We start from the raw sequence: 25204 nt of genomic DNA on the forward strand, positions 1-25204 counted from the left end.
AGGAAATGTTTACTATGTTCAAATTTATTAAATTCTTGCTTGGTCGTAAAGTTGCACAAATACAAAGGAATTTTCCTTGGCCTATCAAGCAAGAAATTCTCAAAATGCCTCCTATTGAAACACGAAAGCAAGAAACCAATCTAGTTGTTTTGGTTCAACACAAGACCTTTATTGAGGGATTATGGACAGCATGGAGTTGGCTATATTTTTTAAATAATTATCTGGATATAACTTTTGTAATAGATGGTGAAGTAACAGAAAAAGAGCTTAATATTTTTATGCGCCTTTTCCCTAATGGTACAATTGTTAGTCTCAAATCTCAAATAAATAATTGTTTTTTATCAAATGAATTTATTAATCAATTTTATAATCAACATCCATATGGCAAAGTTTTTTTGCTGAAACTATCATTGCAGGAAAAATTTAATGTTCTTTTCTCCGATCCAGATATACTAGTTTTCTCTGATCCTGTTGAGATTCGAGAAAGGTTAAAAATTCAACAGGGCTTCTACTGTACTGAACCTGGTTGTTATTCTTTTGATCAAAGGATATTTGATCGAGCTAAATCTTTAGATATACAGCCAATTCGAGATTTTAATTCAGGGTTACTATACATTCCGAAAAATCATTTGTCTAGCACTCTTTGCTACGAATTAATGAAAGGGTGGACTTTAGCAGATTATCACCATTTCACGGAACAGACTATTTTGGATGTAATGATGAGTTCCTCTGGTGCTACAGCTTTACCTGTTAGCAAGTACGTTGTGAATAGTCAGGGAATGTGGTTTTGGCAGCAAGACATGGACTATACAGGAGTTAAAGTCAGACATTTTGTTGGTAACGTTCGCCATCGTATGTACTTATACGGCTATCCAACAATTACAAAAACATTGTTTAAAAATGTCCCAACTAAATAGAGAAACAATTCAAAAAATAAAGGTTATTTGCTATTCTATTCTGCCATCTCCTTATCAAAGAGACTTATTCTTTGAAATTTCTCGGTGTTCACAAGTAGACCTCACTGTATATTATCTAGAACCTGCTTGTGCCGATTCTCCTTGGCCAGAAAAACCCTTGCAACCTTATGAACACATATTACCAGGGTTTCATTTAGCTTGGGGTTTATCCCGATTTCATTTTAACTGGCATTTGCCATCAACGACTGAAGTTGATGTGGTGGTGCTAAATGGCTATATGAATGTAACTACTCAATTGTTACTCAGATTGCAAGCTCAAAAAATTCCTTGTATTTTTTGGGGTGAAAAAATGGTGGGTAGTTCACAGGGAATTAAAGGAAAATTACAAAAATACTTAGCCGATAGTTTAAAATATTGTCGAGCGATAGCTGCCATTGGCACTAAAGCACAAGAAGACTATCAACAACGTTTTCCTGATAAACCTATTTTTAATATTCCTTACTATTGCGATTTAACTACTTTTAGCCAAGATTTACCCCAGCGTCCACGCAATCCCATTACTATTCTATTTTGTGGTCAGATGATTGCCCGCAAAGGAGTGGATGTTCTGATTCAAGGATTTGATCATCTGATTCAAGCTGGTTTAAATGCTCGTTTACTGCTGGTGGGAAGAGAAGCAGAACTTCCTCAATTGTTAGAAGTATTACCCATTATGACTCGGCAAAAAATTGAATATGCAGGATTTCAAGCTCCTGAAAATTTGCCGCATTTTTTTCGAGAAGCTGATATATTTGTCTTACCTAGTCGATATGATGGTTGGGGAGTAGTTGTTAATCAAGCTCTTGGGGCTGGATTACCTATTATTTGTTCTGATACAGTTGGTGCTGCTTATGATTTAGTTGAACCTGGTAAAAATGGCTTTCTATTTCCATCAGGTGATGTTGTTAGTCTGACTGAAATTTTAATAAATTATTTAAACAATCCAGAAACAATTGCAGCCGCAAGCGAAGAATCACTCAAAAAATCAATTAATTTTTCGCTCCAAGCCGGTGCAGAAAGTTGGGTTGAAGTGTTTAAAAAAGTTGCTCGGTAGTTTGTTTGGTTGATTGATGTTAGAGATTGTTCAAAAATTAATTATCACAATTTAATGCGAATCTTATTTGTTAGCAGCAGTTCTGGGTCACGAGGTGGAGGTGAACTCTATTTAATTTATCTGGGGCAAGAATTAGCAAACCGGGGCTATTCTGTGGGCTTATGGTGTTCTCAACATCCAATCATGGATGAACTTGCTAGTTCATTTAGTCGGTTTGGAGAAGTATTGCGATCGCCCTACATCAATACATATAATCGTAAATTGCGCTCCTTTTCCGATGTTTTCCCTCGCTCTAATCATGCTTGTATCTCAGATTGGCAAGCTTTTCAACCTGATATTATTCATCTCAACAAGCAAAACTTAGAAGATGGGTTGGATTTATTAACATGGTCTGATTCTCTACAAATACCGAGATTAGCAACTATCCATATTACCCAAACTCAGGCCAGTTTAGGAGCAGTTTTAGGCACATGGCGGGACAAAATAGCTAAAAGAGCATTAAATAATTTTAGCGGTTCACTTCTAGCCATTTCCGAAAATCGTGGTAGAGAATTAAAAAAGTTTCTCCCTTCTTTTGAGCAGCAAATAACAGTCATTGACAATGGAGTTTGCATTCCTGAAGATACAGAACGTTTGACAAAGCGTCAAGCTGCTCGTTCACAACTAGGAGTCCATGCAGATGAATTACTAATAGTAGCAGTGGGAAGAATGGAAGCACAAAAGCAACCGCTGCTATTTTTACAATGGGCTACTCACCTCAAGCGGAACCTTCCGGCTGCGCGTTTTTTATGGGTTGGAGATGGGCGTTTAACTCCCATGTGGGATCAATTGGTTGTCGAATATAATGCCCAAGAATACATTCAACGCTTGGGTTGGCAAAAAGACGTGACACCATTTTTAGCAGCAGCAGATGGATTTTTTCATCCTGCTCAGTTTGAGGGATTACCATTTGCTTTGTTGGAGGCAATGGCTTGGTCTTTGCCATGTATGATTAGTTCATCTCTAGCCGATGAGCTAAAGTTTCCCTCAGAAGTTTGTTTGATAGCTTCTGGAAAAGACAACTTGACTGGGTTAGACGCTTTTGTTAATCCAGATTTACGGGATTCTGTGGCTAGTGCAGGTTATCAATTAATCAAAGAGCGATTTTCTTTAGCAAATATGGTAGATAGTTATGAATCTCTTTATCAAAGCCTCAGTCGTACCATATCTGGCAAATCACCCATAATGTAGAGATGTTGTATGCAATGTCTATTAATTCGCAGATTCACAGTTTTTTATCACTGATTTAACTGATTTAAGGATTTTACGGAATGAAGGATATGACAGTCAATGAAAGGGTTTAATACCCCTACCTCTACAGGTAGCAAGTTTTTTGTTGGGGTTAAATCCCCATTCCAAAACTTAATTACGAATTACGAATTATGAATTATTTATTGGACATGATATCAATCTCATGAACATCTCCAGCAATCCCTACTATCCACCTATCGTCAAAAAACGCATCACAAAGGCAACATTTTTGGGAACAGTTGCCTTGATATCTAGCTTAGTCATAGCATTTGTAAACATTAGTCTAGAGCAAACTCCTAGCTTCATGGCTAATCAGGTAGCTATTACTGTAATAATAGGAATAGCGCTCAGTATCTGGAGTGACAGTCGTCGCGGGTTGGGAAATTTGTTTCGAGCCGATTTAGCTTGTATCGTAGCTCTGTATTTTTTAACACTGATTGAGTTTCTATATCCACAGACAAAGTTTGATCAACTTTTGACATCTGAGCAAACATCCCATGCTCTCTACGCTCTTTTGGTTGGGTTTGGTGGACTAGGAATAGGTCGCCACATAACTTTGTTTAAGCCAGCACCTCCCAGTTTGTTAGATTTCGGTAATATTCCTGATAAAGCGTTGTTTCGGATCTTTTGCATATCAGCCTTTCTCGCATACTTGTATGTTTTTATGTCAGTTGAGTTTAATCCTATCAAGCTAATGGAAGCTCAACTTGGTCCCCGGTTTGCTGTGCCGTGGGGACGAGGGCGTTTAGGCGACTGGCGAGTATTTTTATCGGAACTGAAGCTATTTTCTTACGCCATACCACCCTTAGCAGGTATTATCTGGAATCGTCGTCAATCTTTTCGCAGTTGGCAGATATTTTTGGTTGGTATCGTCTTTGCGTTCACTTTTTTTGATGGATTTGCCGGCGGAACACGCAATATCTTTGGTGCCTATATTGCCACATTCTTGGGTGGCTATTTACTCACATTACAGCGTCCTAATCTGTTCAATGTCACTGCGCCTATTGCTGTAATGGCATATGCCATGTTGTTTGCCACCCGTCATATGCTGGGGTTTAGAGAGATGGGCATCAGCCGATATTTAGCAACCGCAGCCTACGCTTCTCAAAAAGTGCAAGGAACTCTAGCAGTGGACTACAACCTGCATAGCATCGGTTTATTAGTCGATGCCTTCCCGATTAAGCATGATTTTCTGGGACTAGAATTGTTATTTGTATTTGCCACTAAACCCATACCTAGAGTATTGTGGCCTGATAAACCGGAAGGTTTAAGTATATCCATTGAGGAAGTGGTGGGTGCTGATGGTTGGACAGTAGCTTCAACTTATGTCGGCGAAAGCTACATGATGGGGGGTCTGTTGGCAGTGTTATTAATATCTCTGTGCATAGGTATATTAGCAACTTGGTGGTCTCGGACAGCCGCATTTCATACTACTGGTTACGGTCTAGTAGTCAACGCTTTAGGCTTTTTTACAGCAGCAATTTCTATGCGAAGTCTGATTATCTTTACAACTTCACTCCTACCAATTGTGGGGCTAATTTTCTTTGCCAAGACTTTTCCTCGTTTATTGGGTATTAAACGCTTACCTAAGCTGTATCCGCGAAGTTAATTACAGTGAGATATATTATACAATGAAAGTTTTACACGTAATTCCTTCTATCAGCCCTAAGCTAGGGGGTCCCACTCAGGTAGTTCTCAATTTGGTACGAGCCTTGAGAGCAGAAGGAATAAATGCAGAGATTGCAACTACTAATGATGATGAGGGAATGCTGCTGGATGTGCCATTATTTGAGCGAGTGGAATACCAAGGACTACCAGTTTGGTTTTTTCCCCCTGCGGCTCGCATCAAAGCATTTCTACCTTCACCCGGATTTACGCAGTGGCTATGGCAAAATATCAAAAATTACGACATTTTAGATAATCACTATTTATTTTCATACCTTCCTAGCTGTGCGGCTATTTTTGCCCAATGGCAACAAGTTCCATACACGGTGAGAATCATGGGACAATTAACACCTTGGGCATTGGCGCAAAGCCAGTTAAAAAAGCAAGTTTACAGCACTTTAATTGAGCGACGTAATTTAAATAATGCTGGGGCTATCCACTGTACATCTGTGGGTGAAATGGAAGATGCACTGCGGTTTGAGGTTAAGCCACCTAAAATAGTTTTGCCTTTGGGAGTGAATCCACCTGTATTGATTCCTGATGCTAAATACAAATTGCGCGATCGCTATCATATCTCTATTGAAGTTCCCATTGTGCTGTTTCTTTCCCGTCTACACTATAAGAAACGTCCTGAATTGTTGATTCAAGCACTGGGTGAGTTAGTAAAAAAAGAACAGAAGTTTCACTTACTTATTGCCGGTTCTGGAGAAGATTTATACGTTAAATCTTTACAGCAAATAGTGGCATCCTTGAATCTCACAGAGCAAACTTCATTTGTCGGGTTTGTCAGTGGATATGATAAAGATTTGCTATTGCAAGGTTCGGATTTGTTTGTACTGCCCACTTATTCCGAAAATTTTGGTATTGCTCTAGCAGAGGCGATGGTGTCGGGTTTACCAATTATTACAACGCCGGGTGTGCAAATTGCGCCGGAAATCGCTGAAGCTCAAGCTGGAATTATTGTAGAAGGAGAAATAGAAGCTTTGCAAGGAGCGATCGCTAATTTTTTAAATTCTCCCCAATTGCGGGAACAAATGGGTCAAAATGGACGTTCATTTGCTTTAGAACGCTATTCATGGGAGACAATTGCTAAACAGTTAGCCACTGCGTATCAAAAAATTATTAATCAATAACAGCTGTTAAATTGTATGATGCTAGTGTGATCAGGGTGGGCGAATTCATGTTTCTTGTGTACGCTTTGTGGAAGACAGTCCAAATAAACCAACTGAAAACACATTGATTTTACTCATGAAGTGGTTATATCGCCAATTCAAAAAATATTGGGTTTTAAGTTTAGTCGGCTTGATCCTGGTGCTTCTCAGTGTTATTCCGATCAGAATAGCGATCGCTTCCTATCAAGCACCCCATCCCCAAGCTATCCTTACCCTTGGTGGTGGTCCAGAGCGAGAAGAATTTACTGCCGAATTTGCTCAAAATCATCCCCATCTAGACATCTGGGTTTCTAGTGGTATACTCCCAGCCCAAGCCTTGGCTATTTTCGGGGCTGTGGCTATTCCCACCAATCGCATTCACCTTGACTATCGTGCTGTTGACACAGTTACTAATTTTACTACCCTGGTTGACGATTTCCGACAACGTCATATTCAGCACGTCTACCTGATCACTTCCGATTTTCATCTACCGAGGGCAACAACTATAGCCACCCTAGTTTTAGGTAGCCAAGGCATGACTTTTACCCCTATTTCTATTCCCTCCAAACGACCTAGCGAATCAGTTGTCCGTATTATCCGCGATAGTGGACGTTCTCTATTGTGGATTGTATCAGGTCGTACTGGAGCCAGTTTCAACCCTCGTTTTCGTCCCCCAGTTTATGCGTCTAGATAATTACACTGTCGGCAATTATACTCCAGGTGCGCCCTACCTTCAGCAACTTTTGTGGTACTTTCTCGGTTCACCTTTAGTTGAAAGTTATTTGCTACCGATATCATCAGTAAAAATTGGTGTTCTCCGGATTTTTGGTGCAAATATCGGTAAAGGAGTCCGCATAAAACCGGGGGTGCGAATCAAATTTCCCTGGCGTTTGAGTATTGGTAACTATGTTTGGATTGGAGAAAATACCTGGATTGACAACCTTGCACCTGTCGTGATAGAAAATCATGTCTGTCTGTCCCAAGGGGTTTATCTATGTACTGGTAATCATGACTGGAATCATCCAGAATTTCAATTGATTCCTGCTCCCATTCATATTGAAGAGAGTAGTTGGATATCAGCAAAATCCGTAATTGGTCCAGGAGTCACAATCGGACAGGGCGCAGTTTTAACTCTAGGTAGTGTAACTGGAAAATCCTTAGAGTCAATGATGATTTATGCAGGTAATCCTGCTCAACCCATTAAGAAAAGGAAAATGGGACAACAAGCTGAAGTATCTTTTCCTATTCCAGCAAAAGATGAATAGTTCCCCCATATCAAAATCTACATATTCTTGAAGAATTACGCAAATTATATAGTAGGATTCCTATTTGATTTTTTTGTATCCCTTACGGAAGCTAGAGCAAAAGTCGCCTAGCGCTTAAAAAACTCAGTACCTTTCTTGCCTTTTAAGAGTTAAGATTATCCATAACGGATAAGTAACTATGACTACTACACCATGCACGTTATTCAGTAATCAAACCGGATTGCTATATCATCAACAAAACACACAACAGAGAAGCTAGGGTGTAGAATGTAAACAAATTTTTTTTATCTTCCCATGATGATACAATTCACACAAGACTATAATGGTAGAAAATTGACTCAGGGATAAAAAATGCTATTACGTAAAGATACTGAAAAAGAAAACAAAGAAGGCCTCTACGGAGTGGGTAATTTTGATAAGTTTAAAATTTTAAGTTTACTCATTGGGCATTTTAAAAATTAGTTCGGTACAACTGAGACCGAAGAATCATAAAATATTTACCTAGATAATTCAACGATAAAAATCCATGATAAATCATAATTCTAATCTAGTCTCAAATGCTCATGAAAATGGAAAGGTAACTGTTGCACCAGCATTATTGCCATTTCAGCCTTTTTCACCTTTGGAAACCGAGGATGAAGATTGGAATCCAAGAGAATTATTGGGGGTTCTGCAACGACGAGCCTTAGTGATATCAGTGGTTGTTGTATCTGTTATGGGTGTTGTTGCTTATTCAACATTGAACCAAGAAAAGATATATCAAGGCAATTTTCAGCTTTTAGTTGAACCTGTAACAGGAGACAACACTTTACAAGCACTCGATCTTCCAGACTCGGTAGGTACTAAATCAGGACTAGATTACGACAGTCAAATTCAGGTTTTGAAAAGTCAGGAAGTCATAAAAAATGTTATCAATGAGTTGCCCCCTAAATCTCCATCTACAGATATTACTTATAATCCTAAGAAGATTACTTATGAGTACTTGATCAGAAATTTAACTATCCGTCGATTAGGTTCCACAAAACTTATAGAAGTGAGCTATAAAAGCAAATATCCTCAGGAAATTAAAAGAGTATTAGATACAATTTCTGAATATTATTTAAAGAACAGTTTGGAAAAGCGTCAAACGAAGTTACGTCAGGGGCTTGAGTTTATAAAAAAACAACGGCCCATACGTCAAAATATTGTCACTCAGTTAGAACGAAAACTGGAAATTTTCCGACAAAGATACGAGTTTATTGATCCAGAAAGCAAATCTACTTCAGTTGCTCAACAAATGCAAACCTTGGATCAGCAACGACTAGATGTTAATCAACAGTTAGCCACAGCGCGTGCTGCTTATATCAGTTTATCAACACGAGAAGGAAAACTAGCAACATTAAATAACGCACCTATATATGGGCAGTTAGTAGTCCAATTACGCCAATTGGAAACTCAACTATCTGGAGAATTAGTTCGTTTTCAACCTGACAGCCCAATCATAGAATCACTACAGGAGAAAAGACGAAATCTTCTGCCTCTTCTGGAAGAGGAGGCAAATCGGTTTTTAGGTCTAAGAGTAGCAGAAGCGACTACTCAGATTCAGAAACTAGAGGTAGAAAGCCAAGAACTGGCTAAGGTTGAACAGCAATTAAAGCGCAGATTTCAGGAGTTACCAATTTTAGCTAGAGAATACAGCGAAATTCAAAGGGAATTGCAAGTCGCAAATGATGCCCTGAATAAGTTTTTAACTACCGAACAAGAACTTTCAATTGGAGTAGCACAAACAGAAGTTCCTTGGGAATTAATACAATCACCCTCTCAGGGTGAATTGCCTATATCTCCAGATATTCCACGTAGTTTATTGTTGGGATTAATGACCAGTTTGGCTGCGGGAATTGGTATTGGCTTGCTCTTAGAAAAAATGGACAACACCTATCATAGCGTCGAGAGCATGAAAGAGAAATTAAAACTCCCATTTTTGGGATCTCTTCCTCTTGATAAACAAATTTCCACTAATCCATTATCTAATCCTAACAACGGCGTTGCCGGAAAAGAAAATTTGTTAGATAAACTTTCCCAAAATATAGGTTGGTTTTCTAATCTCTTCCGTAATCGCAAAGCAGGTGATGGCTATTATGGACAAGGAATATTTTGGGAATCTTTACAGGTTCTTTATTCCAATATTCAACTACTCAATTCTGATCAACCAATTCATGCCTTAGTTGTTTCCTCTGCTATGCCCGGAGATGGAAAAACTACAGTTTCATTCCATATCGCCCAAATAGCCGCCGCCTTGGGAAAACGAGTACTACTTGTAGATGCGGATCTCCGCCGCCCCCAGGTTCACAAAGTATCAAATTTACATAATCTATCGGGATTGAGTAATTTAATATCTAAAGATATGCCAGTTGAGGACTTAATTCAGAAAATGACTTCCATGCCTCTATTATCTGTGATTACTGCAGGACCTACACCGCCTGATCCTGCCCGGTTGCTCTCATCAGAGAAGATGAAGAACCTGATGGAATATTTTAAGGAAAACTTTGATTTGGTGATTTATGATGCCCCTCCAATGCTGGGATTAGTTGATGCCAGACTCCTAGCACCGCAAACTGATGGTATGATACTGGTGGCAAGGATCGACAAAACAGATAAATCGGCATTGATACAACTTCAGGATACTCTCAGAACTTCTCCCATCAACGTCTTAGGTGTTGTTGCTAACGGGGATAATAAGAAATTAAGTGGTTACAATAATTACTATTACACTAAGAGAAAAAAAGCGCTAGTTGGTTAGAGATCGGTAGTTCAGGATGCTTGGCGGTGTAAGTGTAGCCAGCCCCAGGCATCGCTCCACTAACTTCAATATTTTGTTTAATATTTTGTTTGTCGAGTAGGGTGCGTATAGCCCTTCGGGCATGGCTAAGTGCAAAGCACACGCTGTGCGAACGCTAGAGCAGTAGTTAGTGTAACGTACCAATTTATTGATTTCAGCAATAACTAAACTTAATAGACAGAACACTGATGTTGGGTTTAGTACCTTAACCTCACTTCACGGACGGAAAAGACCAAACTTTAACAGCTTTGTCAATCTCAACTTTCACGGAAAAGTTGTAACATCCGACACATTTATATATCAACCATCAGTTATCCTGCACACAGCTATCAGAACATTAAATCTGGGGATCGCTTGCACAATTGTTGACAATTTGTTACAAAAGTACAAAGAACTTCTAGAGACCCAGAACCTAATGTTAGGCGGACTTACTGGTTTAACAGATCCCAAAGGCAGCGATTGGGGAGAGCGAATGCTCAACACAGTCGCCAGCCAAACGATTCGCCACCTGTTTAGCATGAGCGAGTCAGTAGAAGTCTTTGTGCGCTGCTATCCCTCCAGCAAACTGTTGCAAGGCAGCATTGATAGCTTTAAAATGAGCGGTCGTGGCTTAGTAATTCGTAAAGACTTCGCAGTTGAAGAAATGTCTTTTGAAACCGATGCAGTCTCCATTGACTTCGGCTCGGTTTTGAGTGGCAAACTCAGCCTTAAGCAACCCACCCAAGCGGTAGCGCAGGTAGTACTATCAGAAACAGGCATCAACGAAGCCTTTAAGGCAGAACTGGTTAAAAAGCGCCTGCTCAACCTTTCTGAACCAACTTTAATGGCAATATCTGGTGGGGAACCAGTTTCGTTTACGGAAGTCCAAATACAGCTATTACCGGGAAATCGGTTACATCTTGTAGCTAAAGCCGATTTAAACAACGGCGAAATCATACCCCTGAGTATGACCATAGGTATCGGGATTGAAAGACGACGACGGGTTTCTTTTAAAGATCCGAAAATTGAACTTGAGCAAGTTCCAGAACCGCAGCGAGAAATTTCCCAAACTTTAAGTATGGCGTTGGTAGAAATTTTGGATAACATGGTCGATTTAGATCGCTTTGACCTTGATGGGGTAAAAATGCGACTTAACCGTTTAGAAACTGAAGGTCAAAGGTTAATTTTTAGCGGTTATGCAGAAATAGAACGTATCCCTCGTAGTCCTTGAAATGGAAAAAAAATTAAATGCCGCCTAGTCTACTCTGGGCGGCGATGTCATTAAAAATTAAAAAACACAAGTTGCATAAATTTTTTAATTTTTAATTTTTAATTTTTAATTTTTAATTTTTTATCGTCCCACACCTACATATTGAAACCCAGCCCTGACCATTCTTTCGGGGTCTAAGAAGTTACGACCATCAATCATCACGGCGTGACTCATCAATTTTGCCATCTTCGCATAATCTAAAGTGCTGAACTGTTGCCATTCAGTGACGAGTACCAAAGCATCACAGCCATCAGCTAGTCTTTCAGCATCAGTTTCTACCAAGACACCAGAAAGACCATGACGCAAACCAGTTTGGGAAACTATGGGGTCATAAGCTTTAACTTTAGCTCCCAGTCGGTTGAGTTGCTCAATTAAGTTGAGCGCAGGTGCATCACGTAAATCGTCCGTATCTGGCTTGAACGTAAGGCCAAGAAGTCCCACAGTTTTACCTTTGAGGATTTTCAGGACTTGCTGGAGTTTTTCCAAAGCAATCAAACGTTGGCGTTCATTCACACTCACAGCGGCTTTCATGAGTTGGGCTTCATAGCCATAATCATCGGCTGTATGAATCAGCGCCGAGACATCTTTAGGGAAGCAGGAACCACCCCAACCAATCCCAGCTTGTAAGAACTTGTTACCAATCCGGGAATCTAAGCCGATACCTTTGGCTACTTGGGTAACATCTGCACCAACGCGATCGCAAATATTAGCAACTTCGTTAATAAAACTAATCTTGGTTGCCAAAAAAGCATTAGCAGCGTATTTGATCATTTCTGCGGAACTCAGGTCTGTAACCAGTACTGGTACAGGGGGTAAAGACTGGTCAGCAGCAAACTTGCGTTCCACAATTGGGGCATATAGTTCTTTCATCATCCCCACTGCTTGTTGACTATTGCCCCCTAAGACAATCCGATCCGGGTTAAAGGTGTCATAAACTGCTGAACCTTCCCGTAAAAACTCTGGATTGCTGACGACATCAAACTGAGCAGCAATCTCTGGTAATTTCTCCTCCACTGCTGTCCCACCCGCTGGTATCAATGTTTTTTGGCGTTCAGCAATGCCATCTAAAACAATCATCCTTACCCAGTCACCAGAGCCGATAGGTACAGTAGATTTATTGACAATGACCTTATAACCACCGTTGAGATTTTCCCCGATACCGCGAGCTACAGCTTCTACATAGCGGGTATCACTTTCACCAGTGGGTAAAGGAGGAGTTCCCACCGCAATAAACAGAATTTCGCCGTGAGCTACTCCAGCAGCCAGATCAGAAGAAAATAGAATATTGCCTGTATTAATGGCAGACTGCATAATTTCCGAGAGTCCTGGCTCGAAAATTGGCGACTGCCCAGACTTCATTAATTTTACTTTTTCTTCGTTGTTATCTATGCAAATAACATCATGTCCAATATGAGCTAAACAAGCACCTGTTACCAAACCAACATAACCAGTCCCGATTACACAAACACGCATTTTTTAACTCCTTGTTTTTTTGTCATTGGTTATTAGTCATTAGTCATTAGTTCACAAATGCCTAATGACTAATAACAACTAACTAATTGTTACTTTCAATACGTTGGCGGAAATCTTCTATTGCCAGTTTTAACCCATCTTGCAGAGGAATGGTAGGTTCCCAATTTAACCAAGTCTTAGCTCTAGTAATATCGGGACGACGACGACGAGGATCATCTGAAGGTAAGGGTTCAAACTTAATTTGTGCATCTGGGTTAATTAAGTTCTGCACAGCCTGTGCCAATTCCAAAATTGTGTATTCATCAGGATTACCCAGATTTACTGGCCCAATGTACTCACCATTCATCAACCTGATTAGTCCTTCCACTAAGTCAGAGACATAGCAGAAGCTACGAGTTTGTGTACCTTCACCGTACACAGTCAAAGGATTACCCCGTAAGGCTTGAACTATCAAGTTGCTGACTACCCGACCATCGTTTTCTAACATTCGTGGTCCATAGGTGTTAAATATTCTGGCAACCCGAATATCGACTTTATTTTCTCGGTAGTAGTCAAATGCTAAAGTTTCAGCGATTCTTTTGCCTTCGTCGTAGCAAGAACGGATACCAATAGGATTGACACTACCTCGATAATCTTCGGTTTGGGGATGAACTTCTGGATCACCGTAGACTTCACTGGTGGAAGCTAACAAAAACCTTGCTTTCACACGTTTAGCTAACCCCAACATATTCATTGTTCCCATCACGTTAGTTTTAACGGTTTTAATGGGGTTGTACTGGTAATGTACTGGAGACGCGGGGCAAGCTAAATGATAAATTTGATCCACTTCTAACCGAATTTGCTCGGTGATGTCATGACGGATCATCTCAAAATTAGGGTTGTTTAACCATTTGAGGATATTACGTTTATGTCCCGTGTAAAAGTTATCCAAGCATATAACTTCATGACCTTCAGCCATTAGTCGGTCGATCAAATGGGAACCAATAAACCCAGCACCGCCCGTCACCAAAATTCTCATAAATTTCTCGGTAATTTTACAGTTATTTCCAGTGGGTATGATCTTGATTGTGGGATTACCCAGCTAGGGTACAAAAATAGATAATTAACGAAGATCACGGAAAAATGTATTTGTGGATTGAATAATTTTTCTACATATACAATGTGGTGATCTTAGTGTTTGTTACCTGCATGATTAAAGAAGCAAAATAACTAACATTTTCTAATAATGGGAGGATTTTTAGCTAGAGTTCATCAAATCTTCAAAAAGAATATAAATGTTTTTTACAGTATTTTTACACAGAAGCTGTATTACTAGGAATAGTTTTTGACCAAAGTACATTTTGATTGTGTTGTGGTTCACCCAGAATAATGATTGAGCAAGTCAGTTGGCTAACTAATTGGTTGGTAACATCACTAATGGCTAATCCTCCCGGACTAGTACGATTACGGATAAAAGGCAAAACAATTAAATCATATAATCTGGCGGCTTGCAAAATCGCTTGGGCAACATTTTCATGAGCAATAATTTGAATCTCTGGCGGATGAGCCAAAGCTAATTTAGATACTAGTACAGAGAGATGGGATCGCCTAGCAGCAATTTTACTCGAACTGGTGCGGCGATCGCACACATTTAAGATAGTAATGTGGCTGTGATTGGCATCTGCTAACATCTGAGCAAATTTTACAGGAGTTAGTGTGGGAGTCATGAAGTTTTCTATCGGCACCAGGATGCGCTGAATTTTTTTTGGTGATTCTACCAGACGTGCCACAGCCACTGGGCAATGGGATGCCCACAGGACACTATCAATCACATTACCCAACAAACGCGCCCTCAAGCCAGTACGTTTACCCCAACCCATGATAATTAAATTTGCCTTTTGTTCACGAGCCGCCCTGCTAATTCCTGGGGCAAAGGCATCATCAATTCGCAGTAATGGTTCAGCTTTTGCTCCCAATAATTGACTTTGTGCAGTGGCTTTTGCTAATAACCGCTCACTCCGTTGCCAAGCGACTTCTAACTGGGGTGTATCCATCTGAGCCGTAGCATGAGCGATCGCTAATGGTAAAATTTTGCCATTGGACTGACAGGCCAATAATGCCGCCATTTCAATCAAATACCTTTGATTATGGGGATTATACAAAGGTACGACAATTGTCAAATGATCATCTGCTGATTGTCCTTGCTGTTCAGACAGAGGACTTGGTGATGCCTCTTGAGCGGATGAACAAGTTAAGCCAGTAGCACTCGCAGCCACCAGACTCGTCAGCCAAGGCCCCAAAGTCGCTGTCATCACCATTAAAACAATAACGCTGTTGAATACCAATGGTGGCAGTAACCCTGACCGATATCCCCCTAATGCCACTGCTAATGTCGTACTTACCAAAGGAATTGATAGCGACCAAATTGTGAGGGTTTCTTGCCAGTTATAGCGGTAAACCAGTTTTGCCACCAAAGCGGCTATAAATTTGCTAGTAATCAAACCGCAGAAAATTAACAACAATAACGTGATTGTGCTATCGCCGTCAAAAAAGGTAGGTAAATCAATCCTTGAACCCAGATCAACAAAGAAAATGGGAATAAATAGCACACTGCCAATAAACACCAATTTTTCTTTAACTGGCCCTTCGCCCACAGCTTCATTCACCGCCAAACCCGCTAAAAACACACCGACGATTTTTTCTAACCCCATCATTTGAGCAACTACAGCGGCGAGAAACACAGACATTAAGACAAATAAAAACTTGTTGCCCTCGTCGTCTCCAGAGCGTCGGAAAAATTCTTTACCTGCCCAATCAAACCCTACTAACACTATCAAAGCGTAACTTGTTATTAATGCTACTATAGGGATTAGTTGCTCAACGCTGAATACCCCAGCCTGAGAGCTTGCTATACAAACACTTAATATCAGCAGTGTACCGATATCCGTAAAAATTGTGGCTCCCATTGTCATGGTGATAGCCTCGTTATTTACCACTCCCAAATGACTGATAATCGGATATGCCAAAAGAGAGTGAGAGGCAAGTAAAGCACCAATTAATATGGAAGTATCCCAGCTAAAGCCCAAAAATCGCCCTACTAATGTGCCGATCATCAGGGGTAGACTGAAAGTCAAACTACCAAACACCAAGGAACGAATTTTCTGTTCACGAAAAACTTTGATATTAAATTCTAATCCCGCTATAAACATTAAGTAAACTAACCCAATGTCTGATAGCAAGGTGATCATTGGCGATTCTGACTCCAATAAACGCCAGCCTGACGGACCAAGTACTACCCCAGAGCCAACCAAACCCACTAATCCTGGCAATCTTAGCCGATCAAAAAGGATAGGTACAACTAAAATAACCACCAATAAAATAGCAAAGGGAACAATTGGTTCCTTACCAAGAACTTGGGAGGTTGGTTCCGAAGTCAGTACTTGTGATAAGAGTTCCATAAGTAGGACCGAAATGGGCAACGGTGCAGCTGCGATAATCGCAAGAACTATCGCCTGATTTATATAACTTTCAAAAGCTCCCCTGAACAAAGATTAAAAAAACTTAACTTAATACTACATACTACCCAGGTATTTGTTTGGGAACTAACTACCTAGGGGTGGATTTGACTCAAAATAAACCGCAAGCGATCATAATCGTCTTTTAGCAGCACACTCAAGTGTCTTCCCGCTTTAATCAACCATTCTCGGTCAGCTTTGCGTAACTGGTAAACCTCACGAATGGCAGACGCGGCCAAAGATTCTACCGGCGCACCGTTAATCAAAAGTAATGTCCGCAAAAAATCTAGTTTTTCGGTGAACTTGACAATCGCTTCCGGCTGACACCGATAAACAGCTTGATGAATCTGAGGTGGACGGGGTGGGAGATACTGATATACTCCTTGGTTATAACTTAGATTTTGAGACTGCTGTTCAAATCCAACAATCGCTGCCCGAAATTCAGTTCTGAGCATAGCAAATATCTGGGGTTGTTCCTCGCGCAAAGTTTGCAAGGACAACCCCAACGCCCTGGCTCTGTGTACTGAATCTATAGGCATAGTTGTGGCATGATACACCACAGCATAGACTTGATTGCCAGATTCTTCATCCACAGCACAAACCCAACTACCAAAAGGTGGCATAGGCGGAAAACTCAAGTCTTCCGGTTCTAAACACTGTGCCAAAAATTCGGTAGTCGCGGTTTCGATCACCTCCCCAATGTGGTGAGGATGGCGATCGCCTGTAGTAAACTGTGGTAAAGGTAGACGCATAGTAGTCCTTAGTCATTAGTCCTTAGTCATTAGTCCTTAGTCTTTTACTAATGACTCATGACCACTGACTAATGACTCAATTATTATTTTCCTTTTTTCTTGGCTGTAGTGTCTACAGGTTCTAATTCTGGCAAGCGAAAGGTAATTAATTTATCCCAATTACCACCTTCAAAAAGTACAGCTACCTTGCCATCACTGACTCGTTGCACAAGTCCTTCATAGCGATAATAGGTGTCTGCGGGATTTTTGACGCGAACAGTTGCTCCTGGCAGAATCATGTTTTTACCCTCGGTTTATTCTCTGTTAACACCTTAATATTAGTTGTTTGTTAGTTGTCAGAGGGAGGCTTTCTTGCTGGGGGCTTTCTTGCTGGGTGCTGGACGAAGAAAGATACAGGACTTACGCAAAATTTCTCTAAACCCTTTTTCCTTCTCTTCGAGACGCTACGCGTTAGCGGAGCTTTCGCTTTAGCGATACGCGCTCTTTGCTACGCAACGCTACCGCGAACGCGTCTTTGCGGTTCATTTTTTCTTTACTTTTGCGTAAGTCCTAAGATAAATACTCTCCCCATTTTGAGCGTCCCCGCGTCCCCGCGTCTCCCCATCTCCCCAGTCACCTGTCACCTAATTTAATAATATTTTTGACGTTGGCGGAAATTGGCTACAGATTCTACTATTCCTAAAGCGATGAAGTTGGTCAACATCGCAGAACGACCATAACTCATCCAAGGTAAGGGTATACCAGCTACAGGTGCTAAACCAACGGTCATACCTACATTAACAATTAGTTGAAAGATAATCATGGATAAAACACCAATAGCCAACAGAGAGCCGAAATTATCTTTGGCGGTTTGAGCTATGTGTAGTATACGGAAACAGATCAAGCAAAAGACAAATAATACTATTAAACAACCAACAAAACCAAATTCTTCACCAACGGCAGAGAAAATAAAATCTGTGTGCTGCTCTGGTACAAAATTGAGTTGAGTCATCGGACCTCTAAACAAACCCTGTCCCCAGATTTCTCCTGCACCAATAGCAATACGAGATTGAATTAAGTGATAACCCGCACCAAGGGGATCATGTTCAGGATTGATAAATACACTCAACCTATCTTTTTGATATTCTTTTAATACATGATTCCAAGCAAAAACACCTAATTCACCCCCCAACATATTGAGAGTAAAAGCAGCAAGCGCACCAAGATTAAATCTCCGCCAGGGTAAAGTCTGCCATCCCACAATCCCCATAGCACCTGCCCAAAATAAACCCAAGGGACTAAAAATGAGTTCTTTGAACAAAACTATCGGTTCTGATAAGGGCCAGGATATACTGAAGAGAATGGCGGATATCACAGGGGAAATCATCAGAATCAACCAACCAGGGTTGGCATTTGCCCAATACAGCATTCCCAAAACTATCGCCGCAAATACGAGTGAAGTAGCTAAATCTGGCTGTAAAAATATCAATCCCCAAGGAACAGCTGTAATTGCCAAAACACGGAAAACACTATCTAAAGAGGAAGCAGTACGCCTGTGTAACAAAGCTGCGAGGGTGATAATTACGCCTACTTTGGCAAATTCTGAAGGTTGAACATTGAAGCCCGCAATACTAATCCATCGCTGTGCGCCTTTGGCACTTGTACCAGCCACCATGACCACAATCAAGCTGAAATTAGTCAGAGCGTAAGTTATCCAATGCCACTGAATCAGGTTTTCGTAGCGGCAACGAGCTAAAAACAGAGCAATAATTGATCCAATACCAGCTACAAGCCAATGCCACCACCAGTCAATAACTGACTCATTGAGTTCTGTACTCAGGATCATGAGTCCGCCAAACATACTGGCAGCAATAACTAAACACAATAATAGCCAATCTATTTGCTGCCAGGGCTTAAACCAATATTGCCAGCGGATTTTGGGGAGCGAAGGTTTTAACAACATTGTGCGAGGAGGAACTTGAGCGTTAGATAGGGATTGAGGACGCGGAGATAGGGAGATGGGGAGACGCGGGGACGAGAAAAGTAAGAATTACCTGCCTTCCTTATGCCTTCTGCCTTATGTTAGAGCAGCGACTGATACTTTACCGGCGATAGTTAAAGCGATCGCTTTCAGGGCAATAGCCGAAGCTGAATTTGGTTCAGCAACAACTATTGGCACACCATTATCACCGCCAATTCTGGTAGAAATTTCTAAAGGTACACATCCCAACAGTGGTACTCCTAATTCTGCGGCAGTTTTTGAGCCACCTCCGGAACCGAAAATATCATATTGTTTATCTGGTTGATCTGGGGGAATAAAATAGCTCATATTTTCCACAATTCCCAATACCGGGATATTCAACTGCTGGAACATCCGCAACCCTTTCCGCGAATCCAACAGCGCTACTGTTTGCGGTGTAGTCACAATCACTGCCCCAGCTATCGGTACTGCTTGGGTTAAAGTTAACTGAGCATCTCCAGTTCCTGGTGGCATATCCACAATTAAATAGTCCAGTTCTCCCCATTCCACCTGATAGAGAAATTGGCGAATTATGCCATTCAGCATTGGTCCACGCCAAATAACTGGCTGATCTCGGTCTATTAAAAAGCCCATTGAGACTAATTTGACACCATGATTAAAAGCAGGTTCCAGGATGTCACCTGTTTCTGTGGAGCGAACAGCAATTTTGGCATCAGCCAACCCCAGCATCGTGGGGTCATTAGGCCCGTAAATATCAGCATCTAACAAGCCGACTTTGGCTCCTGTTTGTGCTAGAGCCACTGCGACATTTACCGCCACTGTACTTTTACCAACGCCGCCTTTACCGCTAGAAACAGCAATAATATTTTTTACGCCCGGAACACCATTACGGTCAGGTAAGCTTTTTTGCTGTGGTGTTTCTGCTGTCACTTCTACACTGATATCTGTCACACCTGGGAGCTTGTGTACCGCTTTTTTACAATCTTCAACAATAAATTCCCGTAAGGGACAGGCAGGAGTTGTCAATACCAAAGTAAAGCTAACCTTGCCAGCGTCAATTTTGACGTTGCGAATCATATTCAGTTCTACCAGGCTTTTGCGAAGCTCTGGATCTTCAACTGGTCGCAAGACTTCTAGGACTGAGTGAGAATCTAAAACATCATACATAGCGTGTATACCCTTGCGCCTTAATAAAATTTAAAAAATTGTCATTTTTACCTACTTGCATCTTAACTTTCTTGGGGCAGTTATCAGTTATCAGTTATTACAAGGCTTTTAACGCTTAACAGACAACTGACCCATTTCTCCAGTCCCTAAAAATCCAAACACCCACCATTCAAGGATTTTTTCTTTCCTGAAACTGCTTGTAATGCTGCCTTTTCTACAGCTTCCACCAAGGAACGTGCTACCCGATCTGCATAAGGACGAGAGAACGACCAAATTAGAGGTGATAACCAACCGCGTAATGTCACAGAATAAGATAAATAACTACCACAAACAGTTGACTCAACTTGGTATGTCACCCGTTCCTCAATTCCCGGAATTGCCAAAATGCGGATACTCAGCATTTTTTTGGGATTGACGCATTCTACAAAAATCTGGATGGGAATCGGCGAAAAGCGTGTGAAAGCCTGGAAAATCAATCCAGGTTTGGGTACTAGTCCTAAGGGTACATTTGTACTTTTGAGTAGTGGATGCCAAGAAACATCTGTGAAGTCAACCACTTGTTGCCACAGTTCATCTACAGAAGCAGAACTGATCTCTCGATAGGTCCGCACCAGAGCAGCGCAAAATCGAAGACGTTTGCGGTGGCTGAATTTTGACAACCAACTTTGCACTTTTCTCATCCTCCTCTAGGAGCAAACCTACACAGTATCTACTAACTTTGGCATTTTAGGCAGTAGCTCTTTGCTTCAGCCTTTCATCTATTTGCCACAGATGTCATCCAACAAACAAACTACTTTGTAGACTAATTGGTCAGAGTCTGGTATTCGTACCAGAATGTTCCAAGCAAAAAGTCGAAAAAAAACTTGGTTAATATACAAGCCTATACGCATTTGAGGGACAATAGCTCTAGTCATGCCCATCAATGGTGCAAATGCTTGATAACTAAGAAAAAGCAGTTTTGGCATTCTTGAGCTTTGGTGGCTCTGATTGCCGACAAATTTTGAAAATGAAAATTTGTAGCTTTCACAGAAATTGTAATTTTAGGTTCGGGAATCTATGTTGACCAACTCACAAACACCCACTCTAGCAGCAGAATCATCCCAGTTTCTTCCAGCATCTGACGCTCAGGCTAGAGTCAGTCAGTTTATGCAAAATTTACAAGCCGAAATTACTCAAGGTTTAGAGGAACTGGATGGTGTTGGTAAGTTTCAAGAAGACAGTTGGCAGCGTCCAGAAGGGGGTGGGGGGCGATCGCGTGTACTGCGTGATGGGGCTATCTTTGAACAAGCTGGTGTAAATTTTTCTGAAGTTTGGGGTTCCCATCTGCCACCGTCGATTTTAGCCCAACGTCCCGAAGCAGAAGGACACGGCTTTTATGCCACAGGAACTTCACTGGTGTTACATCCCCGTAATCCTTACGTACCCACAGTCCATTTAAATTACCGCTATTTTGAAGCAGGCCCAGTCTGGTGGTTTGGTGGTGGCGCTGATTTGACACCTTATTACCCTTTTGCTGAAGATGCAGCCCATTTCCATCAAACTCTCAAACAAGCTTGCGATCAACATCACCCAGAATATTACCCGGTATTTAAGCGTTGGTGTGATGAATATTTCTATCTCAAACATCGGGATGAAACACGCGGTGTGGGCGGTTTGTTTTTGGATTACCAAGATGGGCAAGGGACTATATATCGCGGACCCGACCCCAATGGAGCAGCGGCTATTTATAGTAACGAGGTAGGAAAACTACCACCACGCACTTGGGAAGAGTTGTTTGCATTGGTGCAAGACTGTGGTGGAGCCTTTTTACCAGCCTATGTACCAATTGTGCAAAGACGACATGGGATAGAATATAGCGATCGCCAACGGAATTTTCAACTATACCGTCGCGGCAGATATGTAGAATTTAACTTGGTTTACGACCGGGGGACAATCTTTGGACTCCAAACCAACGGACGCACAGAATCCATTCTCATGTCCCTACCACCTTTAGTGCGTTGGGAATACGGCTACAAACCAGAACCCAATACGCCCGAAGCTGAGTTGTATGAAACTTTTCTTAAGCCTCAAGATTGGATCAACTGGACACCAAGTCATACTTAATGTATGTGCGTTAAACTACTAAATACAGGCATTTGACAAAAATGTCGTATTTTTTAGTTGTAGCTTGCTCATCTCCAATTTCATCTGAGGATGCTCCTGTGTCTGGTGAGCCAACTAACTTACTAAAAATCTAAGAACTATCCCAATGAAGGTGAAATTTAAAGATGATAAGAACAGCAAGTTTTTTGGCTCACTAATTTTAAGTCTATATACAAAAGTAGTTGATCTTCAGCCCATATCACGGAGAGGTACAGTGAATATAGACCAAAAAGCCTATACAATCCAAGACGGCAGTACTGTAATTGTCTTGAAACCTACAGATCGCCTAGACATCACAACGGCTTGGCAATTCCGCCTGAAATTACAGGAATGTATTTCCAAACTCAGTCGTCATGTAGTTGTGAACCTGGCACAAGTAGATTTTATTGATAGTTCTGGTCTCACTTCTTTGGTCGCTGGGATGCGTGATGCTGATAAAGTGAAGGGCAGTTTCCGCATTTGCAATGTCCACCCAGAGGCCAAACTTGTTTTTGAGGTGACAATGATGGATACAGTTTTTGAAATCTTTGAAACTGAAGAAGAAGCTTTAGAAACCCTATTCCCCAGCTTAGTCAGCAACGATGATCATCTTTTCGAGCCGGGATATCAAAATACTCACCAGACAAGCCCCACATCAAGTTTAAATCCTTCATCTGCTTACTTTGTCCAATCATTAGCTGATGAATCAACGTGACGAAGAAGACGCTCTGACGTTGAGAGTTTCTATTCAATTAATCTTCGTGTAGCGTTGACACTCCCCTGCCTAAAGGCGAGGGGATTCTACATTCATAGACTCGCCATTAGACGACAGGTTTACACCAATCGCCCAAGAGGGCAAATCTCCTGTAGCGTAAGTTCCCGAATGTCCTGCGGTACTTAATGCTAATTTCAGAATATTGATACTGGCATTTATATCTCTATCTTCTACAAACCCACAATGATGACAAACATGGGTTCTAGTTGATAAAGATTTTTGTACTTTTTGACCACAATTAGAGCAATTCTGAGAAGTATTATGCGGAGGAACTGCAACAGTTACCTTTCCATACTTATATCCAAGATATTCTAACCATTGCCTAAAAGTAGACCATCCAGCATCAGAAATTGATTTAGCTAAATGTCGGTTTTTTACCATGCCTTTAACATTTAAGTCTTCATAGGCTACCAAATCGTTAGATTGGATCACGGAATATGCTAATCTCTTGCAATATTCTTTTCGCTGCCTACTTACCCTTAAATGTTCCATATTCTGCCTCATCCCCAGAAATAAAAATGATGGTGACAGAAAAAACTGTAAAGCTGATGCAGTAAGTCTTTGAGAACCCAAAATCTAAAATCCAAAATCCAAAATAGGATAACTTGGCAAAGAAGCCTTTAAGCTAGAAAATAAGAACACGTCGCCCTTAACATTTTCTCTGTGAATAACGTCCGTACTGTCTCTGATACAAAGCGAACTTTCTACAGTCTTCATACCCGTCCAATCAACACTATTTACCGCCGGGTAGTGGAAGAGTTGATGGTAGAAATGCATCTGCTGTCGGTCAATGTCGATTTTAGCTACAATTCAATTTATGCCTTGGGCTTCGTCACATCTTTTGACCGCTTCATGCAAGGCTATCAACCCGAACGGGATCAAGAAGCGATTTTTAATGCTTTATCTCAGTCTGTAGAGCAAGATCCACAACTTTATCGACAGGATGCAGCAAGATTGCAAGCTGTCGCTCAAAGTTTGCCAGCTAAGGACTTAATTGCTTGGTTGAGTCAAACCACTCACTTGGATGTAGATGGCGATTTGCAAGCACAACTGCAAGCGATCGCTCAAAATCCTAATTTTAAATACAGTCGCTTGTTTGCTATTGGTTTATTCTCATTGTTGGAACTAGCAGATCCCGAACTAGTCAAAGATGACAAGCAACGCAATGAGGCACTAAAAGCGATCGCTAATGGTTTGCATTTATCAGAAGATAAACTTAGCAAAGATTTAGAATTATACCGCTCTAACCTAGACAAGATGGCACAAGCACTGATAGTGATGGCAGATATACTCACCGCTGATCGGAAAAAACGCGATCAACGTCAACAAAAATCTACCATCCCAGTTGCCCCTCCTAGTAACAACGAATAATTTATAATTCATAATTCGTAATTCGTAATTCGTAATTAAAGGTTGCAGATCATAAAATAGTCAATGCAAAGCAACCTTGTTTACAACTAAGAAAATTTACCATGTAGTAAATTCTAAATTACGAATTAGCAATTACGAATTACGAATTATTTACACACCCAGTAATTTGTAAAGTACGCTGTTAATAACAGTCAGAGCAAAAGCTCCTAAAACAGCACTCCAAACACCATAACGTAAGCGAAAACCCTCCACTAACCATGCAGCAATACTAAAACAAGCCACAGCAATCATGAATGTGAAGATACCAGATAATAAGTCAAATGTGGCAAAATTTGGGATAATGAATACAGCACCTAGAATTGGTCTGACTAATGCTGTAATAATACCAAGAATTGCAGCGGAAAAGACGGCTTTCCCTGGAGTATCAATTTCAACCCCAAAAGGCAATTTGCTAATAATCCACAAGCTGATAGAAGTGACTATCCAAACAATTAACAGTGTCACAATATTCATTGCCGCAACCCTTGAAACGTAAATGGTGATGGCGATAAATTACTTGGTTTATTGATAGAAAAATCTTTGTAGCTTAACCAATTATTTATAAATTAGCAGCAGTTCTTATTCCAACTGGATTTTATTTTAG

21 protein-coding genes and 2 pseudogenes are annotated in these 25204 nt (G+C 40.9%); 12 read left to right on the forward strand and 11 right to left on the reverse strand.

The window, feature by feature from the left end; all coding sequences use genetic code 11:
- Positions 1-14: 14 nt before the first annotated feature.
- The 9 genes from A9Y75_RS20330 to A9Y75_RS20370 all read left to right on the forward strand — a co-directional run bounded on the left by A9Y75_RS20330 (position 15) and on the right by A9Y75_RS20370 (position 11409).
- Positions 15-917: a hypothetical protein gene (locus A9Y75_RS20330; protein WP_071191353.1), complete on the forward strand. Its 903-nt coding sequence runs from the start codon at positions 15-17 to the stop codon at positions 915-917.
- Complete coding sequence (locus A9Y75_RS20335) at positions 901-2010, forward strand: glycosyltransferase family 4 protein (protein ID WP_071191354.1); 1110 nt, start codon at positions 901-903, stop codon at positions 2008-2010. Before A9Y75_RS20330 ends, A9Y75_RS20335 begins: the two co-directional genes overlap by 17 nt.
- 54 nt (positions 2011-2064) lie before the next feature.
- Positions 2065-3240: a glycosyltransferase family 4 protein gene (locus tag A9Y75_RS20340; protein WP_071191355.1), complete on the forward strand. Its 1176-nt coding sequence runs from the start codon at positions 2065-2067 to the stop codon at positions 3238-3240.
- A 223-nt stretch (positions 3241-3463) separates the two neighbouring features.
- Positions 3464-4909, forward strand: coding sequence for a hypothetical protein (locus tag A9Y75_RS20345; protein ID WP_071191356.1), 1446 nt, complete (start codon positions 3464-3466; stop codon positions 4907-4909).
- 22 nt (positions 4910-4931) lie between these two features.
- On the forward strand, positions 4932-6098 hold the full coding sequence (locus A9Y75_RS20350; RefSeq protein ID WP_071191357.1) for a glycosyltransferase: 1167 nt from the start codon (positions 4932-4934) through the stop codon (positions 6096-6098).
- A 115-nt stretch (positions 6099-6213) separates the two neighbouring features.
- A complete protein-coding gene (locus A9Y75_RS20355; protein WP_071191468.1) occupies positions 6214-6810 on the forward strand; it encodes a YdcF family protein in 597 nt (198 codons plus the stop codon).
- On the forward strand, positions 6797-7381 hold the full coding sequence (locus A9Y75_RS20360) for a WcaF family extracellular polysaccharide biosynthesis acetyltransferase (protein ID WP_071191358.1): 585 nt from the start codon (positions 6797-6799) through the stop codon (positions 7379-7381). Before A9Y75_RS20355 ends, A9Y75_RS20360 begins: the two co-directional genes overlap by 14 nt.
- Before the next feature lie 526 nt (positions 7382-7907).
- On the forward strand, positions 7908-10160 hold the full coding sequence (locus A9Y75_RS20365; RefSeq protein WP_071191359.1) for a polysaccharide biosynthesis tyrosine autokinase: 2253 nt from the start codon (positions 7908-7910) through the stop codon (positions 10158-10160).
- A gap of 454 nt (positions 10161-10614) precedes the next feature.
- Entirely contained in the window at positions 10615-11409 is a 795-nt protein-coding gene (locus A9Y75_RS20370) for a DUF2993 domain-containing protein (protein WP_071191360.1), read from the forward strand.
- 120 nt (positions 11410-11529) lie between these two features.
- Here A9Y75_RS20370 and A9Y75_RS20375 read toward each other — a convergent pair whose 3' ends face one another.
- The 9 genes from A9Y75_RS20375 to A9Y75_RS20415 all read right to left on the reverse strand — a co-directional run bounded on the left by A9Y75_RS20375 (position 11530) and on the right by A9Y75_RS20415 (position 21259).
- Entirely contained in the window at positions 11530-12921 is a 1392-nt protein-coding gene (locus A9Y75_RS20375; protein ID WP_071191361.1) for a UDP-glucose/GDP-mannose dehydrogenase family protein, read from the reverse strand.
- Between the two features lie 82 nt (positions 12922-13003).
- Positions 13004-13939, reverse strand: a complete 936-nt coding sequence (locus A9Y75_RS20380) for a UDP-glucuronic acid decarboxylase family protein (RefSeq protein WP_071191362.1) — start codon at positions 13937-13939, stop codon at positions 13004-13006.
- A 274-nt stretch (positions 13940-14213) separates the two neighbouring features.
- On the reverse strand, positions 14214-16358 hold the full coding sequence (locus tag A9Y75_RS20385; protein ID WP_071191363.1) for a cation:proton antiporter: 2145 nt from the start codon (positions 16356-16358) through the stop codon (positions 14214-14216).
- 152 nt (positions 16359-16510) lie between these two features.
- Entirely contained in the window at positions 16511-17167 is a 657-nt protein-coding gene (locus A9Y75_RS20390; protein WP_071191364.1) for an HAS-barrel domain-containing protein, read from the reverse strand.
- 83 nt (positions 17168-17250) lie between these two features.
- Positions 17251-17445, reverse strand: coding sequence for an NAD(P)H dehydrogenase subunit NdhS (locus A9Y75_RS20395; RefSeq protein ID WP_071191365.1), 195 nt, complete (start codon positions 17443-17445; stop codon positions 17251-17253).
- 350 nt (positions 17446-17795) lie between these two features.
- A complete protein-coding gene (rodA, locus tag A9Y75_RS20400) occupies positions 17796-19109 on the reverse strand; it encodes a rod shape-determining protein RodA (protein WP_071191366.1) in 1314 nt (437 codons plus the stop codon).
- 114 nt (positions 19110-19223) lie between these two features.
- On the reverse strand, positions 19224-20294 hold the full coding sequence (locus tag A9Y75_RS20405; RefSeq protein ID WP_071191367.1) for an Mrp/NBP35 family ATP-binding protein: 1071 nt from the start codon (positions 20292-20294) through the stop codon (positions 19224-19226).
- 146 nt (positions 20295-20440) lie between these two features.
- On the reverse strand, positions 20441-20965 hold the full coding sequence (locus tag A9Y75_RS20410) for a polyketide cyclase / dehydrase and lipid transport (RefSeq protein WP_071191469.1): 525 nt from the start codon (positions 20963-20965) through the stop codon (positions 20441-20443).
- 87 nt (positions 20966-21052) lie between these two features.
- Positions 21053-21259 (reverse strand): hypothetical protein, encoded by a 207-nt coding sequence (locus A9Y75_RS20415; protein WP_071191368.1) that lies wholly within the window; start codon positions 21257-21259, stop codon positions 21053-21055.
- A gap of 91 nt (positions 21260-21350) precedes the next feature.
- Between A9Y75_RS20415 and hemF the strand changes: the two genes are divergently transcribed.
- Together hemF and A9Y75_RS29825 are read left to right on the forward strand one after the other, a co-directional pair.
- A complete protein-coding gene (gene hemF, locus A9Y75_RS20420) occupies positions 21351-22397 on the forward strand; it encodes an oxygen-dependent coproporphyrinogen oxidase (RefSeq protein ID WP_071191369.1) in 1047 nt (348 codons plus the stop codon).
- A gap of 253 nt (positions 22398-22650) precedes the next feature.
- Positions 22651-23013, forward strand: a pseudogene (locus A9Y75_RS29825) (STAS domain-containing protein); the annotation flags it as partial.
- Between the two features lie 186 nt (positions 23014-23199).
- Here A9Y75_RS29825 and A9Y75_RS20430 read toward each other — a convergent pair.
- Positions 23200-23679: pseudogene (locus A9Y75_RS20430) on the reverse strand (transposase); the annotation flags it as partial.
- Between the two features lie 174 nt (positions 23680-23853).
- On the opposite strand from A9Y75_RS20430, the gene psb29 reads away from it, so the two are divergent.
- Entirely contained in the window at positions 23854-24561 is a 708-nt protein-coding gene (gene psb29 / locus A9Y75_RS20435; RefSeq protein WP_071191371.1) for a photosystem II biogenesis protein Psp29, read from the forward strand.
- 150 nt (positions 24562-24711) lie between these two features.
- Here psb29 and A9Y75_RS20440 read toward each other — a convergent pair whose 3' ends face one another.
- Positions 24712-25074 (reverse strand): phage holin family protein, encoded by a 363-nt coding sequence (locus A9Y75_RS20440; protein WP_016953266.1) that lies wholly within the window; start codon positions 25072-25074, stop codon positions 24712-24714.
- Positions 25075-25204: the final 130 nt, after the last annotated feature.

The sequence above is a fragment of the Trichormus sp. NMC-1 genome (genome assembly GCF_001858025.1).
GTDB lineage: Bacteria > Cyanobacteriota > Cyanobacteriia > Cyanobacteriales > Nostocaceae > Anabaena.

What these genes read in the sequence shown, in the direction of transcription:
- A9Y75_RS20415 (WP_071191368.1), bottom strand. Translation starts at nt 21,259, where the DNA reads ATGCCAAAACTGCTTTTTCTTAGTTATCAAGCATTTGCACCATTGATG.
- A9Y75_RS20375 (WP_071191361.1), bottom strand. Translation starts at nt 12,921, where the DNA reads ATGCGTGTTTGTGTAATCGGGACTGGTTATGTTGGTTTGGTAACAGGT.
- A9Y75_RS20350 (WP_071191357.1), top strand. Translation starts at nt 4,932, where the DNA reads ATGAAAGTTTTACACGTAATTCCTTCTATCAGCCCTAAGCTAGGGGGT.
- A9Y75_RS20405 (WP_071191367.1), bottom strand. Translation starts at nt 20,294, where the DNA reads ATGTATGATGTTTTAGATTCTCACTCAGTCCTAGAAGTCTTGCGACCA.
- A9Y75_RS20380 (WP_071191362.1), bottom strand. Translation starts at nt 13,939, where the DNA reads ATGAGAATTTTGGTGACGGGCGGTGCTGGGTTTATTGGTTCCCATTTG.
- A9Y75_RS20390 (WP_071191364.1), bottom strand. Translation starts at nt 17,167, where the DNA reads ATGCGTCTACCTTTACCACAGTTTACTACAGGCGATCGCCATCCTCAC.
- A9Y75_RS20335 (WP_071191354.1), top strand. Translation starts at nt 901, where the DNA reads ATGTCCCAACTAAATAGAGAAACAATTCAAAAAATAAAGGTTATTTGC.
- A9Y75_RS20370 (WP_071191360.1), top strand. Translation starts at nt 10,615, where the DNA reads ATGTTAGGCGGACTTACTGGTTTAACAGATCCCAAAGGCAGCGATTGG.
- A9Y75_RS20360 (WP_071191358.1), top strand. Translation starts at nt 6,797, where the DNA reads ATGCGTCTAGATAATTACACTGTCGGCAATTATACTCCAGGTGCGCCC.
- rodA (WP_071191366.1), bottom strand. Translation starts at nt 19,109, where the DNA reads ATGTTGTTAAAACCTTCGCTCCCCAAAATCCGCTGGCAATATTGGTTT.
- A9Y75_RS20355 (WP_071191468.1), top strand. Translation starts at nt 6,214, where the DNA reads ATGAAGTGGTTATATCGCCAATTCAAAAAATATTGGGTTTTAAGTTTA.
- A9Y75_RS20330 (WP_071191353.1), top strand. Translation starts at nt 15, where the DNA reads ATGTTCAAATTTATTAAATTCTTGCTTGGTCGTAAAGTTGCACAAATA.
- A9Y75_RS20395 (WP_071191365.1), bottom strand. Translation starts at nt 17,445, where the DNA reads ATGATTCTGCCAGGAGCAACTGTTCGCGTCAAAAATCCCGCAGACACC.
- A9Y75_RS20385 (WP_071191363.1), bottom strand. Translation starts at nt 16,358, where the DNA reads ATGGAACTCTTATCACAAGTACTGACTTCGGAACCAACCTCCCAAGTT.
- hemF (WP_071191369.1), top strand. Translation starts at nt 21,351, where the DNA reads ATGTTGACCAACTCACAAACACCCACTCTAGCAGCAGAATCATCCCAG.
- A9Y75_RS20365 (WP_071191359.1), top strand. Translation starts at nt 7,908, where the DNA reads ATGATAAATCATAATTCTAATCTAGTCTCAAATGCTCATGAAAATGGA.
- A9Y75_RS20340 (WP_071191355.1), top strand. Translation starts at nt 2,065, where the DNA reads ATGCGAATCTTATTTGTTAGCAGCAGTTCTGGGTCACGAGGTGGAGGT.
- A9Y75_RS20345 (WP_071191356.1), top strand. Translation starts at nt 3,464, where the DNA reads ATGAACATCTCCAGCAATCCCTACTATCCACCTATCGTCAAAAAACGC.
- A9Y75_RS20440 (WP_016953266.1), bottom strand. Translation starts at nt 25,074, where the DNA reads ATGAATATTGTGACACTGTTAATTGTTTGGATAGTCACTTCTATCAGC.